The following is a 17,303-nucleotide window of genomic DNA, read 5'->3' on the forward strand; positions in this document are numbered from 1 at the left end:
TAGATTATGGTTGAACACTTTTAACGAATAATAGTTAATCTCTATGAACAAGTTTGTTTCATTACGCTCCAGACACTCGCTTTCCGCGGGGAGGAAGCTGAGCCTCCTCGCCTACGCCTGCGGGGTCTCAGCCTTTCCTCTACTTCCCGCAGGAGTCGAGTGTCTTCAGCTCCATTCCACTAAGTTTATAAAAATAGTATTCTAAAGCAACAACCTATAAGAATTAAGCTTTACTTATTTATCCCTTAGTTCTTTCAGCAGATTGATAAATTGCATCGATAATCTGTGAAACTTGTAATGCTTCTTCAGGTTTTACGACTAACTCAGCTTCTCCACGACAAGCATCAATGAAGTTTTTCACTTGAGCGATTCCGGGGTTATCTTCACCTTGTACCCAAGCAGCTTGGCTATTCATTAACATGCCGTTTTTGGCTGTGTAGAGCTCAAGAGGAAATACACTTATACCGCCATTTACTCCTGAGATACTTAGATGTTCCTGATCGTCTAGTATATTTGCTGCCCATGATGTTTCCAATAAGAGTGAAGCACCATTTTCAAATTTAATGTATGCTGTCACATGATCATCTACATCAAAGCTTTCATGATCAAAGGCACCCCATTGGTTGACACCATTTGGCGTTTTGCTTAACACATTATATGTGCTGCCGTTTACTTCAACATGTTTCGGACTTCCCATTAACCAAATGGCAAGATCCAATAGATGGCAGCCATAATCTATTAAACTACCTCCACCTTGAAGGGATTTGTTTGTGAACACACCCCAGCCAGGAACTTTTCTTCTTCTCAAAGCTTGAACTCTTGTGACAAGCGGCGTTCCCACTTCTTCCATTAATTGCTTAGCAGCTTGAGAGTTTTTCATAAAACGATAGTGATACGCAATCGCTAATACTTTGCCTGTATGCTTTGAAGCTTCCAGCATTCTTTCACATTCTTGTGCAGAAAGGGCCATTGGCTTTTCACAAAGGACATTTACTCCCGCTTCTAAAGCGGCGATTGTAATTTCAGCGTGAAACTTATTCGGTGTACAAATACATACTGCATCAACATGCTGAAAAAGTTCACGATAATCTTCTACTACATGTTCAATTTTATGTGTTGTTGCAACTTCCTGTGCTCTCTCTATATTTACATCACTGACTGCTGTAATTACACAGTCATCAGCAAAGCTTTGAAATGCTGGAATATGACGGCCTTGAGCAATTCCGCCAACACCAATGATTCCGATACGTAGTTTACTCATTTTTATCACTCAAATACTTTAGCAATTGTTTTTGTTTCATTTGATTTAATGGCGGCTAGGATAACAGCTAATGACTTCATACCTTCTTCACCATTAATTGGCGGCTCTGTGTTTTCCACAATGGATGTGACAAAGTTATCAATCACATGAGTTGTGTTTTGGCCACCCTCATCATTTGATTGAATTTTACCTAATTCATAGTTCACAACTTCACCATTTGTGTATTGAACAACTAATGAATATGTTGGATTGTCTTCCAAGCGAAGGATCGCTTTTTCACCATAGATAATCGTTGAATTATCTTCTTTTGCTGTATAAGACCAGCTTGCTGCAAGAGTTCCAATGATTCCGCTTTCTGTTTTAAGGGCACAAACAGCTGTATCATCCACATCAGCACCTTCTTTTGCTGTTGTTTCAATAAATGCACCAACTTCAACAATTTCTTCTCCAAGTAAATAGCGCATTAAATCTGTTTTGTGAACTCCTAAATCACCCATTGCACCGATATATGCTTTTTCTTTTTCAAAGAACCAGCTTTCTCTTCCATCGATACTCCAGCCTTCTGGTCCCGGATGACCGAATGCTGTACGGAAGCTGTAGATCTTTCCAAGTGTACCGCTTTCAATTAGCTGGCGCGCAAGCTCATGAGAACGTACAAAACGTTGGTTATGAGCAATCATAAGTTTTTTATCATTCTTTTTCGCTGCTTCAATCATTGCATCTGCTTCTTCTTGAGATGTTGCCATCGGTTTTTCACATAATACGTGAAGACCATTGTTTAAGGCTTCAATTGAGACAGGTGCATGAAGGTAGTTTGGCGTACACACGCTAATTACGTCTACTTCACCACTTGCAATAAGTTCCTTATAGTCAGTAAATGCTTTTGCACCGTACTTATTTGCAACTTCTTTTACACGGTCTTCCACGATGTCACATACTGCTACTAGTTCAACATTCTGGTTTGATGCATATTCAGGAAGGTGACGATATTGTGCAATACTTCCACACCCAATAACTCCAACTCGTAATTTACCCATTTTACATTCCTCCATTTTTATAGAAGGGGAGCTTTCCCCTTCTTTTTTATGATTTCAAAGTGTATATCTAAGATTATTTTGCTGAAATAGCCTCAAGCGGTTTTGCATTTCCATACACTGGACGCTTGCGGTTGACAGGGCTTACATACTTTACGCCGTTTTTAATGACAAGTTGAACTTGTTCATTGTGGTACGTAGGATATGTTTCATGTCCCGGTCGGAAATAGAATACTTTTCCGTTACCACGTTTGAATACACAGCCGCTTCTGAAGATTTCTCCACCTTCAAACCAGCTTGTGAAAATTAATTCGTCCGGAGCCGGAATATCAAAGTGCTCACCATACATTTCTTCTTTTTCAAGTTCAATGTATTCTCCAACACCGTCAGCAATTGGATGGCTAGGATCTACAACCCATAGACGTTCTTTATCATCCGCTTCACGCCATTTTAAATCACAGCTAGTCCCCATTAACTTTTTGAAAATTTTAGAAAAATGACCTGAATGCAAGACAACAAGTCCCATTCCATCAAGTACTCTTTGTTGAACCTTTTCTACAATTGAATCATCCACTTCATGATGGGCAAGATGTCCCCACCATACTAGTACATCTGTATTTTCCAGAACTTCATCAGTTAACCCATGCTCAGGCTCATCTAATGTAGCTGTTCTAACCTCATAATTATCTTCTTGTAAAAATTCGGCAATCGCACCGTGAATTCCTTTAGGATAAATTTCACTTACGACCGGATTTTTCTGTTCATGTCTATTTTCATTCCATACTGTTACGTTTGTCATTTATATCACCCTAATCAAAATTTATTTTTCATACATTTAGTGAACCGGTTAACAATTCATCATTACACAATGAGATTAGATGAGTTCACCTCCTTAAAGTGCTATTTTTCCTTAGTAGATCCTCGGACTACTAATTCAACAGAAAGCATAATCTCTTCTGTCTTAACATCTTCATTTTCGATTGCATGGATGGCTGTTTCAGCTGCAACCGCCCCTTTACGAAAAACATCTTGGCGAATCGTTGTTAAGCTTGGTGAAGAGTAGCGACTGATCATCAAATCATCAAAACCGACAATTGATAGATCATCAGGAATTCTTAGACCAGAATCATTCGCAGCCTTCATAATCCCTAATGCCGTAATATCTGATGAAGTGAAGATTGCTGTTATGTTTTTATTTTTCACGAGATCTTTTCCAATTAAATAGCCGTTTTCAAAGGAATTGTATCTTCCTTCCAATACCATTTCGTCTTTAAGGGGTATATTCCCTTCAGCTAATGCCCGTTTAAATCCTAAAAATCTCTGGCCATCTACCGCATAATCAACTTTTCCATTGGGGATAAAGCATATATTACGGTGACCTAATTCTATTAAATGCTTTGTGCCCAGATATCCACCTAGTTCATCATCTATACGTATATTATGATAATGATTTGTATAATCCTCGAAGGAGTCAATAAAAACCAGAGGTATAGACAGCGTTTTCATTTCTTCTAATAAAGATAAAGGAAATTTCCCTAAAACGATTAGTCCATCTAAATTTCTCTTCATAATCCAGTTTTTACATTCTTCCGCATTGGAAATGCCTGATATAACAAAATCATAACCACTTTTACGACAGAAATATTCGACTCCGCTTAGAAGCTCACTAAAATAAGGATTGTCCTTAAGAATGGGCGCAAGCGTATCACCTACGAGCGGCATAATGACACCGATCATATTTGATTTTCTTTTTGATAAACTAATTGCCGTAAAATCAGGCTGATAGTTAAGCTCACGAATAGATAGCATAACTCTTTCCTTTGTTTCTTCTGATACCTTGTTTATACCATTAAGCACATAGGAAACAGTTGCTGGTGAAACCCCGGCATGTTTTGCTACATCTCTTATCGTTATTTTCTGCTTCATTTTGCCTCCGGTTAAACGGTTAACTAACTTTGATGTCATTATATAATGAATGGTAGCAGAAGATCAAGAACAATCCTTATTTTCTTATAAAAAATAAATCTATTATCCTCTTCCCATCAAAAAATATATGAAGGAACCTCTATTTATATTACATTTGAGGTTCCTTCTTACAGCTTATTTATTAGGAGTGGAGGAACTGTCTCTTATCATTAATTTTGTACTTAGCACAGCTTTAATTGGAATTTCTCTTCCTTTCAATCGGTCGTATAATAGTTTTACTGCCGTCCTACCCATCTCATCAGTGTGAATTCTAACCGTTGATAACGGAGGATTCAGGAATTCTGCTGCCTCTATATCGTTCACCCCGATAACGGATAGATCCTGTGGGACACGAATGTTTGCTTCATGTAATGCTCTCATTGCCCCGATAGCCATTTGATCACTTGCACAAACTAAGGCCGTTGGGAGTGTTCCGGCTTCTATGAACCTTTTCATGAGCTGATAGCCACCTGTTGCTCCCCATTCTCCAATTTGTACCAACTCCGGCCGATAGAGTTTCTTTTCCTTCATGACTTTCTCATAAGCTATATTTCTAATATCCGGGACTTCTCCCAAACTCTGACTATCATTTAGTCTGTTGTACATGTCATAACCGCCGATAAATCCAATTTTTGTATGTCCTTTATCCATTAAATACTTCAGAACATCTTCTATTGCTTTATCCAAACCTGATGCAACCACATCATATTCACCTGTTTCTGGTAAATGGTTGATAAAGACGATATTTTTATGCCCATGACAATATTCCTGAACAGATGAAGGCTCAATTCCTCCGATGACAATGACTCCATCCAGCTGCTTTAATTCTTCGAATGAAGAGCTATTACCAGCATAAATCATTGTTTTTATCTTAAAAGGAAGTTTGGAGCATGCCATTTCGATTCCCAGACGAATAGCCATAAAATACGGATCCGAGACCTCATCCTCTTGTGAAGTGGCAGAGACTATGCCGATTTCATACATTTCTGCTGTTTTATTAACATTTCTTTTTCTTGTTGGTTTATAATTTAGAGCCGCCGCAGCCTCTAATACTCTCTTTCTTGTCTCTTCTCCAACAGACAAAGTTGTATCATTGTTTAAAATTCTTGAAACTGCAGCCGGTGATACTCCTGCTTTTTCTGCTATGTCCTTAATCGTTGCCATGACCTCACCTTTATTCTTTCGAAGTAAACTACTGTTCGCCATAATTTAATCTAGTAAGTACTCACCATTATTTCTAATATATTTACTAAATATTATACGTTTACATTATTAATTTTACTAGTTTTTATTTATTTATTGGATAAACTTTTTTCACTTAGCGTATAAAAAAATGTTTTTTGACCATACTGCTATTATCTTACTAGATTGCGAGGTTTATATGATGGTAAAACGTATTGTTCCTGCTATCTTTTTAGTTTTCTTTACATTTGTAGCATTTAGTATTTATTTTCTCTATCAATTAAGTGTTTTTACTGTAAAAGTGATGGTTTATGCTATGTAAGGATAGAGATATCTGCTTATTACGTTGTTGTTTCACAAGGAAATTCGTTTTGAGATAGACAATTTTGCAAAGTTATAGATTTTCTTGCAACTTTGACTTTATTTTTGCAATCCTCCGCATATTTTTGCAGTTTACAGATTAATCTTGCAGTTTTTCCGTTATTTTTGCAGACATCATTTTCCAGACTATTCCATAAAGTTGATAAGAAAAGGATGAGCAACTCGGCTCATCCTTTTTTTCTTATTCAACAGCATTTTCAATTGGATATAGACTTAAATCAAGATCCAGTTCTTGCCCTAATGCAAGGTTTGCGAGCTCCATTCCTAGATATGGACCACTTGTTAAACCTGAGGCACCTAATCCGTTTGCCAGAAGGAGTCCTTCAAATTCAGGCAGTGGACCGATGACAGGTAAAAAACCTGGTGTAAATGGACGAAATCCAACTCTTGTTTCAAGATGTGTGCTGTCATGTAAGCCTGGGGCAATCTCCAGTGCTTTTGTCAAAATTTCATGAAGTCCTCCTGCAGTAGCACGCTCATCAAAGCCTGCTTCATCTTCATGTGTTGCCCCTACAACAATTCTTCCTTGATCAAAAGCTAAAATATATTGATTATTTGGAGGCATGACAACCGGCCATGTACTTGTATCTTCAGTTGACATTTCAAGATGAACAATTTGAGCCTTTTGAGGCGAAACTTGAAATTTCTTTCCTAATGGCTGGATTAATTCGTTTGACCAAGCCCCGCCAGTAATAAGAACCTGCTCAGCCGGTAATCGATTATGCTCTATTTCTACGCCCTTTATGGTATGACCTTCCCGAATAAGTGAAATGGCATTTCCTTCAATGAAAGTGGCGCCATTCTTTTTCGCTCCTTGTACTAAAGCATTACGCAAAGCTCTACCGTTAACTCTTGCTCCACCACTCACATACACAGCACCATATTCTTTTGATAGTGGCGGAAATAATGCTTTTGTTTCTTTAGGAGTTAAAATTGTAATTTCACCAATTTCCGGTGCATCTTCTTTGCGTTTCCGAGCACGTTCAGCCATTTTTTCTAATTTCTCAGGATCTTGATGTAAGCTTATCGCGCCTACTCGACTATATCCTGTTTCTTTTTCTCCATCTTCTTCAAGTTTCTTTATTAATTCGGGATAGTAACGAGCACCATTTTTCACGAGATGGTACCATGCTTTGTTACGTCGCTGAGATAGCCATGGACAAACAATTCCAGCTGCAGCATCTGTTGCTTGTCCCCGATCCTTCCGGTCAATGACCGTAACATAAGCACCAGCTTTTGCTAAGTGATAAGCAGTTGACGCCCCAAGAATTCCCGCTCCAATGACAATAATTTTCTTCAAAATAAAACACCTTTTCTTCGTGGAATTTGTCTTTTATTTTACTTTACATTGGAGCAGGAAACAATTTTGTCATAAGAAAAGCGCAAGAACCTTGAACAGCCCCGACAGGAATGAGACGCTTAGAAATAGAAGACGTTCTTTGTCTTTAATTCCTGAGTGGCTAGACACCAATACTAAGTTCAAAACTTTATACTTTCTAACCTGTAAAAAAAGAGGATTCTCATCCTCTTTGTGTCCGTGTCATATTAGTATGTGAATACAGTTCTTACTGTTAAGATTAAAAATGTGATAAAGCCAACTCTAGATTTTTTCATGTCAGCAGCCCCTTTACCTTTTTGTTATCTTTACTATATAAAAGATAAAAGAGGTATTCCACATTCATGTTATATTTTGTGACATTGTTTTTTGAAGATTTATAATCTTCAAGATCCAAATATAGCTACATATTGATTTTGTAAATAAAACTTCTTATTATCCCAGCTTAATGTGTTTAACACATATCCTAAGGCATCAGCATTATATCTTCCGGCAATTTTTTGATAAGCTACTAACTCAAATACATGATTATAATCAAAATCTACTGGATATAACCCACTTAGAGGGTTCACAAAACCTGTAATAGAATTCTTTAACTTTCCATTCTCATCATATATTTCGTTTAAATATTCAGGGTCTCTCATTGATAGATCTATCAAATATGTTTGATTATTTTTTTGACTGACTACCTTTACTTTGTAGTTATCCTGATAGATCACTTCGTACGTGTATTCTTCGTTATATTTATTAAAATCAAAAAGAAGTGTTGGCTTATTGTTTAAGAAGGAATACAGATAATGATACATGATCCCTCCACTTCCACCTGTAGCAATGCTAATCAAAATATCAGCCACTCCATCCCCGGTGAAATCCCCAAGAAACAAGTAGGGATTATACCCTGCATTCGCATTTTTGGGCAGTGGAACATTTGTTATATTGCCTGTTCTCCCATCCTGAACATGAAGTGTGATTTGTTGAATAAATGGACTATCAGGTGTTTTTATACCTGTTAAATAAACGTGATCAGGAACTTTGTCACCAGTCACATCACCTACTCCATATGCCACAACCCTTTGATTAGCTCTATAATTATACATTGTGTGCCACCCCTTTTCTTCATAACCTTTATCATATATCCTATGGGCATTTAGTCATCTTGCTACTTGCTTCACTAAAGGTTATGTTGGGACGGCCTATGTATTTTTAACAAGAACATGTGGATGATGAATATTTACTTTTTCATCATCAAATTCAATCTCAAACCTCATATTTTTCCCTGTGTACGGAAGTTTTAAAGAGTGAAACTTATCTTCCTCATTTTCATCAACTAACAACACATAGGCATCATAGCCTTCACCATCTGTGGGGAATACATTTGCAACAGCTTCCTTTGATTTTAGCGCCTCATCTATTGCATTTCGAAGCTCCAATAACCCCTCTTTATTCCCAACAATATAGGCTTCCTGATGCCATGCATCTTGGGCATATATATGCAAAACATTTGTACCTTTTAATTCCCAGCTCATTTATATCTCATCTCCCTCTATAATGTTTTGCACCGGCTACAACTACAAATTATCTAACATAATCACTTCTCCGGTTGATGCATTCACGCTGTACTCACAGTCTATTTTTCCACAAAGAACATATCGTTGTTTATTCAAATCATAGACATAATAGGGTTTTAGTTCGAACAAGTCTTTCAATTTTTCAAAGGCATCTTCTTTTTCGATTGTAATCCTATCAGGTGCTTGAAATTCATCAAATAGTTCCAACATGAATTTATTGTCCATATAGTTAACTACTTGAAAACTTTTTGGATCAATCATTAGCATGACCTTTTTTTGAAAGAAACGCTTGACTTGTTTAGTTGCTCTTAACATGGCATGGATATACCCATTTTCCCGATGGAGTGTTTTTAGAACCCATAGACCAGATTCATTCGAATATTCCTTTCGTAAGAAGTCTTTAACTGATAATGTGCATTTCTCTTTTTCATCCCTTGTTATTGGAAAAGAATCAGGTGATGGCTCAGCTGCATATGCTTGTTCTACAGATACCTCCTCATTCCAATTCAATTCTTTTCGATCAAACGTTTGTTTAAGTGGCTTATCCCAGTGCATCATTTGATTTATTTCCCGATATGAGTTTACATCTGCAACAAACATCTCAAAGGGAATCGTGTAGCTTTGATCATTTCTAATATAAATTTCTTCAACCGCATAAAGAGGAAATAAACGTTTCTGCTCATATGAAGGATATTCAAGCAGCTTCAATTGCTCTTTTGCCAACTGTTCGATCTTTTCAAGAGTTAGAGAATAAGTTTCTTCAAGAACCATTTCTTTCGAAGGATAGTGACCATGATTTGAAAAGAAGGTCAGCTTTCTCTCTTCATCATAATGAACCTCAATATATCCTGAAGGTGAAACAGCTGTACCGTCAATACACTCCATAAAATGAAGCTCTCCCTCTTCTTCCCTATGCAATTTGAATTGTTTTTCATAAATCAATCCTGTTTCCTGTTCAATCCATTTTATGATGTCATTTTTAGTTGAATTGGCAAACGATACCCCCTTATGTGCATATGTTTTACCACTAACAAAAATTGCACTCGTGAATGTATGAGTATGTATATCTATTTCAATAACTGCTGTCCCGTCCGGATTTGAGCCATCATCTTCAACCGTTTCATGATTTGGAAACCACTCCATACATAATGTATAAACCGTGTCGCTGAAAAAGTTAACTCTTCTATATATCTCATGTGTTTGTAAGTAGTAGTTTTGCAATCCAAATTTCTCTTTCGTAAGATCTATTAATCCTTTTATTCTTGAATCCAATACTTCTCCTCCTTTATCTAAATCAGACTCGCACACATATAACTACGGTTAAGATTTACAAAAGTTTCGATATCACTCATAACGGTGACACATAGATCATGTCATTCATACTTTTGCAAATATTATCTATTTTATTACTTCAAAAACTTAGTCCTCCAGGCGTCATTTGGCACCTTTTTACTATACTTAATAGAACTTTTACAGAAACAGATAACCATCTTTATCATAAAAATCCAGCATTGATCAATACTATAAATACAATTAGAGCAAATACATATGATTAGATAACATGATCAATGGAGGTTTTTCGGTGGACAATATGAGCCATAATGTTGAACTTACTTCATCAGAGATTGCAAATCTTTGGACTCAGTATATAAATGATTCTTTATCAATCTGTTTTCTTGCTCATTCTATTGAAAAAGCAAAAGATGAAGAAGTAAAGGAAATTTTGGAATTTGCCCGCAGTCTTGCTGAATCCCATATCGCAAAAATCACAGAGACCTTTGAAAAGGAAAATTTCCCAATTCCTAAGGGCTTTTCAGTAAAAGAGGATGTTAATATGAATGCCCCTTCCTTATTTACTGACACCTTTATGTTAAGTTATATGCATGTCATGACCTTACTTGGACTAACAGGTTACGCCGGGGCAGTAGCTACTTCTTCCCGTCCAGACCAAATCAACTACTTTGTTCAATGTAATAAGGAAACAATGGAATTATATGAACGAATTGCAAATGTCATGTTGAATAAAGGGTTATACAGCAAGGCTCCAAGAATTAACACTCCTAAAGAAGTCGATTTTGTCGATAACCAACGTTATTTAACTGGTTGGTTTGGTAAAAAACGTCCTTTAAGTGCTGTTGAAATTAGCGGTCTTAGCTTCAATATGGTAAAAATCATCGTGAAGGTCGTGTTAGAGGTCGGATTTGCACAAGTTTGTCAAAAAGAAGATGTAAGGAAATATTTCCAGAGAGAAAAAACTATGTGAAAAACAGTTTAGTATACTTAGTAATACATTAACGAAGGATGGTTTAGCATCACCTGCTTCATGGGTGTCAGAAGTAACAAATTCCACAACTCCACCCTACTCCGATAAATTAATGCTAAATCATATTGTCATTCTAATATCGGCTGCTATAGGCTATTACGGAGCAGCTATATCCGTCTCACAAAGAAGGGACTTATCAATACAATACACACGTCTCATGGCAGAAGTTGGACTATACGCTGAAGATGGAGCAGAACTATTAATAAAACATGGATGGCTGGAACAACCCCCATTAGCTGAAGACCGGGAAACACTATCTAAAAAGTAGGGACAGGGGGACAGGTCCATTGTCCCGCTTGCCCCGCCAATTTACAAATGGTCTAACCTAATCTCGTACATCCTTACCCTTGATCTATTGGACCAAGGTTCCTGTCCCTATGTCCCAGTGTATACTTTGTAATGGCTGCATCATATTCCGGATATGTAAAGCTGAGAGTTTCAGCCACTTGTTTAGAATATTTTCTAAATAAATCATAGCAAGTGAATAATGCTTTCCACATGTTTTGGTTGCTGTTCTGGTTATAAGTTGAAAGCAGAGCCTCCCAATCATCATCTGGAAGATAATGATTAACGAATTTATAATTTTTCCCGAGGCTAAAGGTGAAGCCACGTTCTAAGCCGATTTTCCAAGACATCATTCTCAATAAATTAGGTCTTGCAATTTCATGTAAATGATCAATGGCAAATAAGATTTCTCCTCTGGCTAACCCTTTTACTACATATGTTGAAACCATCCAAAATTCATTACAACAATCATCAAACTCCCTTGCTGTTGGCTCTTTAATCCAATATGTACGGTCACTCGGAATCACCGGATTCTCAATAAGAGAATCTTTATCAAGAAGCACTTCTACCAGACCATCACTTTTAGAAAAGTAATCTTCAACTTCGTTGATCGGAATAAGCGTTAAGTCCACTTTATTGCCATCATCAAAAAGAATGAGATAAGAAAACCAATTCCCCAGCTCGGGAGGAAAAAGCTCCATATCTTCCGGTTTTTGCATCATAATCCGATTACCAAATAAATCCAGCCAACGATCATCTTCTTTAAAAGAATCCATATCTGTTACAAAATAAGATATATCATAATCCTGGAATGAATCACTGGGAATGTTTTTATTGGTTCGTGACCCTTCAAGAGTGACCAATCGGATTCTCTCATCATTCTTCGCAAAATTGATAAGCATATTCATCATTTCGGATTCCCTCCATATTTGGGACAAAGGGACAGGTTTATTGTCCCGTCCCTTTTTTCAACAAATTGTATAGCCTTATCTAATTAGTGGGCCAAGGGACCTGTCCCCCTGTCCCAGCTATGGAGCAAAAGGAACAAAATATCTAAACATAAAAGATATGAATGCGAATACTGATATCGTACATATACAAACCAAATGCAGGAGGATAAATACGATTTTGATTTTTCCTTTGATGAAAAATGAATAGATAAAGCCTGCTAGAGGGTTCAAAATTAAGAAGGGTAAGGAAATGACGACTGTTACTTTGCCTATCAGATGGACAACTTTTGAATCTACTCCCGCTAAACTCAAGACACATAAAAGTAAAATGGTTACAACCATTGTGGTCATTAAGGAAAATAATGCTACCTTTGAGGGTTTACTAAAAAACTTCTTCATCGTATCCTCCTTTTTATTTATTGGCATCGAACCTTCACTTAGATGGCTTTTAAAATAGTCCCGGCATTTCATTGCGAATCACTATTACGAGCACAATGCAGAAAAACCGGGACTACTATCATTCTATTCAATTATATTACTAATTTATACTAAAACGCTTTCAACATATCCCATCAAGCCTCTTTCATATTTTGTTGTCCATCAAAAAGATGTCCAACATATGTTATTTCTTTGATCACTACAGGAAGTTCACCTGTTGGGACTTTGAGCATGACTTTTTCACCCATTTTCTTTAGTAAAAGCTGTCTGCCTACTGGTGATAAAAAAGAAATACATCCAGAGTCGGGATCTGACTCTTCTGGGAAGCAGATGACAAAATCCTCTGTATCATTTTCATCATCAAACAATACTGTAACCCTTGTACCGATATAAACTTTCGGAAGCGAAGAAGTTAGGTTGCTCTTCTGGTCAGCACTTAACAACTCCTCCAGTTCCAGTAAATATAAATGAAAAAAGTTTTTTAATTGTTCTTGCACAGGAGTGGAAGCATTGTAAAGGTTTGTAAGCTCCTTTATGTTCTCATCAATATAAACCATTTGCTGTACTAAGTGTTCTCTGTGCTGAGGGATGTTATGGTTCATAATAGATAACCCCCAAACTTGGATTTTGTCTCTTGCATGTTTTCGATAAGTTGCTCATTATAAAACTCCTCCTATATAAAAAAATAAAACCCATCAAAGAAAGCAGAAAATACCTACTAAAAGGTTTCTCTGCCTTCTTCTCCCAAATAAAGAGGACGTACCCCTTTATAAGTTGTAAAGGTTTCAAGATTATATTACCATATTTAAACATAAATAACTGTTTAATTTGTTTTTACCCTTTTGATAAGTTCCTGCGGTTTGCTGATAAAGGGGCTGTTCTAACCATTCGTTCGCTATCATAACATTGACCCCATCTTCTGAAAACTTCAGAACTTCAGCTACTAAACGTGAATAATCTACAATTAAATCACTTCTTTGAGTTTCAGCAATAGACACACCAAAGTTTCCAATGCCTGCATAAATCATTAAACTAAAGTGAAACATCATGATTTTATCAGAAAAAGGTGTTTCCTGTGATTCAGAAACCTCTTGTTCAAAAGACGCGGGCAAGGGTAACGAAGCCATCTCTAAGTAGCTGCCAAAAACCTTAATATGTTTTAATGAAATTTCTTTTCCCCTTAAAAAATACTTACGTACCTTATCAGATTTAGCCACCTGACTAAACGCAGTCGCCAAACATACTCCTAAATAATTGGTCTGTATATTTGCGTATAGGTTTGTAATCTCTGTTCCTGTTAGCTCCTCCCTTCTCCCTAACCCTTCTAAAATGAATGATTGTTTATGGACAAATTCAAGCTTTTCAGGATAAGGGATAGCAGGCGGCCGTTGTAAAAGCCCCTTTTCCAATAAAAGGACAGCTGCATTTGTATCAAGTTCAATTGTATCTGTTAAACACTTTGCAAAAAATGAACGAACATCTTGTCGATATGTATTTTGCAGCACTCTTCCGTAAGTAACTAATCCACCCTTGGCCATGTTTCTTATATACCTTAAATAAAAAACATCAGAAAATAAACGTTCTGCTTTTAAATTCACATCATCTTCCGTAAATCCTTGTGGAATCTGTATTTCTTCCTTTGAGTAATTTTCTCTTATAAACTTAACATGTTCTTCAGATAACTTTAATGCATGGGCTGCAAGTGACTTAATATCTTCATCATCAACAAGCTCGAGAAAATACTTTAGTACACATATAGCCATGGCTATCAGAGAGATATGTTGACCATAAATAGGACAATTCCGCAGAAGTTAACTTTATCAGGTCATGGTTGTTTCCCAAAATGAGTCCTCCTATTTTCTCTATTATGTATAGCATTCCCATATTAAATTCAATATATTTGATGTATGCAGGTTCATCAGTTAGCATAAATAAACTTAAAAACCGGGATTTTTAACCATAAAAAAATCGAAGTTACCTAAAGAGGTTCAGGAAACTTCGACTTTTATCATGTATTTTAACGTAATGTTTTTAATGCTTTGCTCCAATCCTCAACTTCACCAAGCATAGTATTTACGTTATCAAGATGTAAATCTTGTGGTTTAAACTCGGTTCCATTAACAAAGTCATTAAATAAGCTTAAAGTTGGATGTGTACGAACATCTGCAACTTTCTGTTCTGCAAGAATGCCTCGTAAATGCTCAGCAGCACGTGCCCCTCCAGTTGAACCATAACTTACGATACCGGCAGCTTTGTTGTACCAGGCTTCACGAGCAAAGTCGATGGCGTTTTTTAATGCACCTGTAATACTGTGGTTGTACTCTTGAACAATAAATACGAATCCATCAAGGCTTGCGAGTTTCTCATTCCAAGCAGCAATACCAGGCTCTGTTCCATCTGTTGTTCCTAAAAACGGAAGATTAAAGTCAGCAATATCGACAATTTCATAATTTGCGTTTCCACGTTTGTCAGCAATTCCTTTTATCCATTCTCCTACTTGAGGGCTAACACGTCCTTGACGAGTACTTCCCAGGATAATTCCAATGTTTAATTTATTAGTAGTCATGATTTCTTCCTCCTTGGTTTGTTTCCCAAATATTTTTTCTAAAAAGCCCATATTAACACCGCCTTAATAAACTATTTACTTGTTTCTTTACGAATGATTGGAGCAATTTTCGTTGCTAACAATTCAATCCCTTTTTTCACATTCTTAAAAGGTTGACCGCCTATATCTAACTGAGCAAGGAAACGTTGGTGTCCAAAGAGTTCATATTGTTGAAGAATCTTTTCGGCGACCTGCTGTGGACTCCCCACGAACAATGCGGAATCCGGGCTGGCCATATGGTCAAAATCTTCCCTTGACATCCTTGTTCCCATCCCACGCTGACGGTTTACATATTCCCAGTAGTTTGAGTAATAAGGATAAAACTCATCCTTTGCTTGCTGGGTTGTCTCAGCAAGGTAAGCATGGCCGGTTACACCCACTTTTAATGTTTCAGGTGCATGTCCGGCATCTATTCCAGCTTGCCGATATAGATCAACAAGTGGTTTAAAACGTTTTGGATTTCCACCCAGGATAGCCAAAGCCATTCCCACTCCAAGTCTTCCAGCACGTACGGAACTCTCAGGTGTTCCTCCAACTCCAATCCAAACTGGTAATTTTTCTTGTATCGGTCTTGGTGCAATCTCAGCATCTCTTAAAGATGAACGGAATTTTCCTGACCAAGTGACTTTCTCATGATGATTCAGTTGGATTAGCAAATCCATATGTTCTTCAAACAGTTCGTCATAATCGTTTGTACTGTAACCGAAAAGAGGAAATGATTCTATAAATGCTCCTCTACCAGCCATGATTTCAGCCCGGCCATCTGAAAGTAAATCCAAAGTAGAGAAATCTTCAAATAGCCGAACAGGATCAAGCGTACCTAAAACACTTGTAGTACTTGCTAATCTAATTTGATTGGTTACTTGTGCAATAGCAGCCAATAAAACTGCAGGTGAAGAAGAAGCATAATCAAGACGATGGTGTTCTCCTACTCCAAATACATCTAGCCCAGCCTCATCAGCAAGTTGTGCGGCTTGAATAATTTCTTTTACTCTTTCCTTACCTTCTATCGTCTTTCCTGTAAGGGGATTTGGACCAATATCCGCAAGTGTGTAAATCCCAATTTCCATACCTGTCTTTTCTTCCGAAGCCAACTGAATACCTCCTGTCTTATACAGCTAGTTGTATTGCGTTTCCAGAAGGATCAAAGGTGATCATAATATTATTTTCTTCTACTACCTCCGCACCAATCTGTTTCAAATTGTTTACTGTTTGGTCACGCAACTCTTCATTATCAAAAATGAGTGTAAACGATTCGAGACCTACACTATTTTTAGACGGAGCAGGAGCCCCTACACCATTCCATGTATTAACCCCTACATGATGGTGATATTTTCCGTAAGATAGGAATAATGCCTGTGTTCCAAATCGGTTGACTACTTCCATTCCCAATCCTTTTGTATAAAATTCTTCTGTCTTATTTAGTTCTGACACGTGTAAATGAATGTGACCCATTACCGCTTCAGCAGGCATCCCTTTCCATGGCTTATCCGGTGTAGCAATTTTTAGTAAATGTTCAAAGTCTAATGGATCAACAGCCATTTCCACTTCCTTACCCTTCCAATTCCACTCAATCGGTGACCTGTCACGATAAATTTCAATCTCATTTCCATCCGGATCGTGCAGGTACAATGCTTCACTGACAAGATGATCAGAAGATCCAAAGCGAATTCCTTTGTCAACCAAATGAACAACAATATTCGCTAAAGATGATTGATCTGGTAATAGAATGGCAAAATGGTATAAACCCGTAGTTCTTCCCTGTTTTGGCATAACACCTTCAGGTTGTTCTATAGATAAAAAACTTGTTTTCCCATCAGTTGTTAGTTTTACTGTTGAAGCTGTTTGTTCTAAAATATTGAATCCCAGGACATCTCTATAAAATTCGATTGAACGTTGTAAATTTTCTACCTTTACTTTTACATGTCCTATAAATGTTGTTGGTTTCGTATGAAATCCCATAAATACCCCTCCT

The 17,303-nt window shown here is 37.1% G+C and carries 17 protein-coding genes and 1 pseudogene; 2 read left to right on the forward strand and 16 right to left on the reverse strand.

The features are described from left to right. Positions 1–238: 238 nt before the first annotated feature. The 5 genes from AC0L8O_RS20065 to AC0L8O_RS20085 all read right to left on the reverse strand — a co-directional run bounded on the left by AC0L8O_RS20065 (position 239) and on the right by AC0L8O_RS20085 (position 5,424). The gene (locus AC0L8O_RS20065) at positions 239–1,261 is read right to left on the reverse strand and encodes a Gfo/Idh/MocA family protein (protein ID WP_473444828.1); all 1,023 of its coding nucleotides are present in this window, start codon (positions 1,259–1,261) and stop codon (positions 239–241) included. A gap of 5 nt (positions 1,262–1,266) precedes the next feature. Then, positions 1,267–2,298, reverse strand: a complete 1,032-nt coding sequence (locus AC0L8O_RS20070) for a Gfo/Idh/MocA family protein (RefSeq protein WP_473444830.1) — start codon at positions 2,296–2,298, stop codon at positions 1,267–1,269. A 73-nt stretch (positions 2,299–2,371) separates the two neighbouring features. After that, positions 2,372–3,094 (reverse strand): ThuA domain-containing protein, encoded by a 723-nt coding sequence (locus tag AC0L8O_RS20075; protein WP_473444833.1) that lies wholly within the window; start codon positions 3,092–3,094, stop codon positions 2,372–2,374. A 101-nt stretch (positions 3,095–3,195) separates the two neighbouring features. Next, a complete protein-coding gene (locus AC0L8O_RS20080) occupies positions 3,196–4,221 on the reverse strand; it encodes a LacI family DNA-binding transcriptional regulator (RefSeq protein WP_473444835.1) in 1,026 nt (341 codons plus the stop codon). Between the two features lie 174 nt (positions 4,222–4,395). Then, positions 4,396–5,424 carry a LacI family DNA-binding transcriptional regulator gene (locus AC0L8O_RS20085; protein WP_473444837.1) on the reverse strand — a complete coding sequence of 343 codons (1,029 nt, stop codon included), beginning with the start codon at positions 5,422–5,424 and terminating at the stop codon, positions 4,396–4,398. Between the two features lie 217 nt (positions 5,425–5,641). Between AC0L8O_RS20085 and AC0L8O_RS20090 the strand changes: the two genes are divergently transcribed. Continuing rightward, positions 5,642–5,764 carry a hypothetical protein gene (locus tag AC0L8O_RS20090; RefSeq protein WP_473444839.1) on the forward strand — a complete coding sequence of 41 codons (123 nt, stop codon included), beginning with the start codon at positions 5,642–5,644 and terminating at the stop codon, positions 5,762–5,764. A 240-nt stretch (positions 5,765–6,004) separates the two neighbouring features. On the opposite strand, the gene AC0L8O_RS20095 is transcribed toward AC0L8O_RS20090, so the two are convergent. The 4 genes from AC0L8O_RS20095 to AC0L8O_RS20110 form a co-directional block, all read right to left on the reverse strand. Beyond that, the gene (locus AC0L8O_RS20095) at positions 6,005–7,123 is read right to left on the reverse strand and encodes an NAD(P)/FAD-dependent oxidoreductase (RefSeq protein WP_473444841.1); all 1,119 of its coding nucleotides are present in this window, start codon (positions 7,121–7,123) and stop codon (positions 6,005–6,007) included. 422 nt (positions 7,124–7,545) lie between these two features. Then, entirely contained in the window at positions 7,546–8,256 is a 711-nt protein-coding gene (locus AC0L8O_RS20100; protein ID WP_026562893.1) for a hypothetical protein, read from the reverse strand. A gap of 96 nt (positions 8,257–8,352) precedes the next feature. Then, positions 8,353–8,685, reverse strand: a complete 333-nt coding sequence (locus AC0L8O_RS20105; protein ID WP_473444844.1) for a hypothetical protein — start codon at positions 8,683–8,685, stop codon at positions 8,353–8,355. Between the two features lie 42 nt (positions 8,686–8,727). Then, positions 8,728–9,999: a hypothetical protein gene (locus AC0L8O_RS20110; RefSeq protein WP_473444846.1), complete on the reverse strand. Its 1,272-nt coding sequence runs from the start codon at positions 9,997–9,999 to the stop codon at positions 8,728–8,730. Positions 10,000–10,318: 319 nt separating this feature from the next. Between AC0L8O_RS20110 and AC0L8O_RS20115 the strand changes: the two are divergent. Continuing rightward, positions 10,319–11,318: pseudogene (locus AC0L8O_RS20115) on the forward strand (DUF3231 family protein). Positions 11,319–11,391: 73 nt separating this feature from the next. Here the strand turns inward: AC0L8O_RS20115 and ant(6) are convergent. The 7 genes from ant(6) to AC0L8O_RS20150 form a co-directional block, all read right to left on the reverse strand. Beyond that, positions 11,392–12,264: an aminoglycoside 6-adenylyltransferase gene (gene ant(6), locus AC0L8O_RS20120; RefSeq protein WP_473449053.1), complete on the reverse strand. Its 873-nt coding sequence runs from the start codon at positions 12,262–12,264 to the stop codon at positions 11,392–11,394. A 99-nt stretch (positions 12,265–12,363) separates the two neighbouring features. Further along, the gene (locus tag AC0L8O_RS20125) at positions 12,364–12,684 is read right to left on the reverse strand and encodes a hypothetical protein (protein WP_473444848.1); all 321 of its coding nucleotides are present in this window, start codon (positions 12,682–12,684) and stop codon (positions 12,364–12,366) included. A 173-nt stretch (positions 12,685–12,857) separates the two neighbouring features. Next, the gene (locus tag AC0L8O_RS20130) at positions 12,858–13,325 is read right to left on the reverse strand and encodes a GreA/GreB family elongation factor (protein WP_473444850.1); all 468 of its coding nucleotides are present in this window, start codon (positions 13,323–13,325) and stop codon (positions 12,858–12,860) included. Positions 13,326–13,514: 189 nt separating this feature from the next. Then, complete coding sequence (locus tag AC0L8O_RS20135) at positions 13,515–14,486, reverse strand: DUF3231 family protein (protein WP_473444852.1); 972 nt, start codon at positions 14,484–14,486, stop codon at positions 13,515–13,517. 254 nt (positions 14,487–14,740) lie between these two features. Then, a complete protein-coding gene (locus AC0L8O_RS20140) occupies positions 14,741–15,340 on the reverse strand; it encodes an NADPH-dependent FMN reductase (RefSeq protein ID WP_473444854.1) in 600 nt (199 codons plus the stop codon). A 20-nt stretch (positions 15,341–15,360) separates the two neighbouring features. Then, complete coding sequence (locus AC0L8O_RS20145) at positions 15,361–16,422, reverse strand: LLM class flavin-dependent oxidoreductase (RefSeq protein WP_473444856.1); 1,062 nt, start codon at positions 16,420–16,422, stop codon at positions 15,361–15,363. A gap of 16 nt (positions 16,423–16,438) precedes the next feature. After that, complete coding sequence (locus tag AC0L8O_RS20150) at positions 16,439–17,290, reverse strand: VOC family protein (RefSeq protein WP_473444858.1); 852 nt, start codon at positions 17,288–17,290, stop codon at positions 16,439–16,441. Between the last annotated feature and the right edge of the window lie 13 nt (positions 17,291–17,303).

This window comes from Metabacillus sp. KJ11-3 (assembly GCF_055808295.1).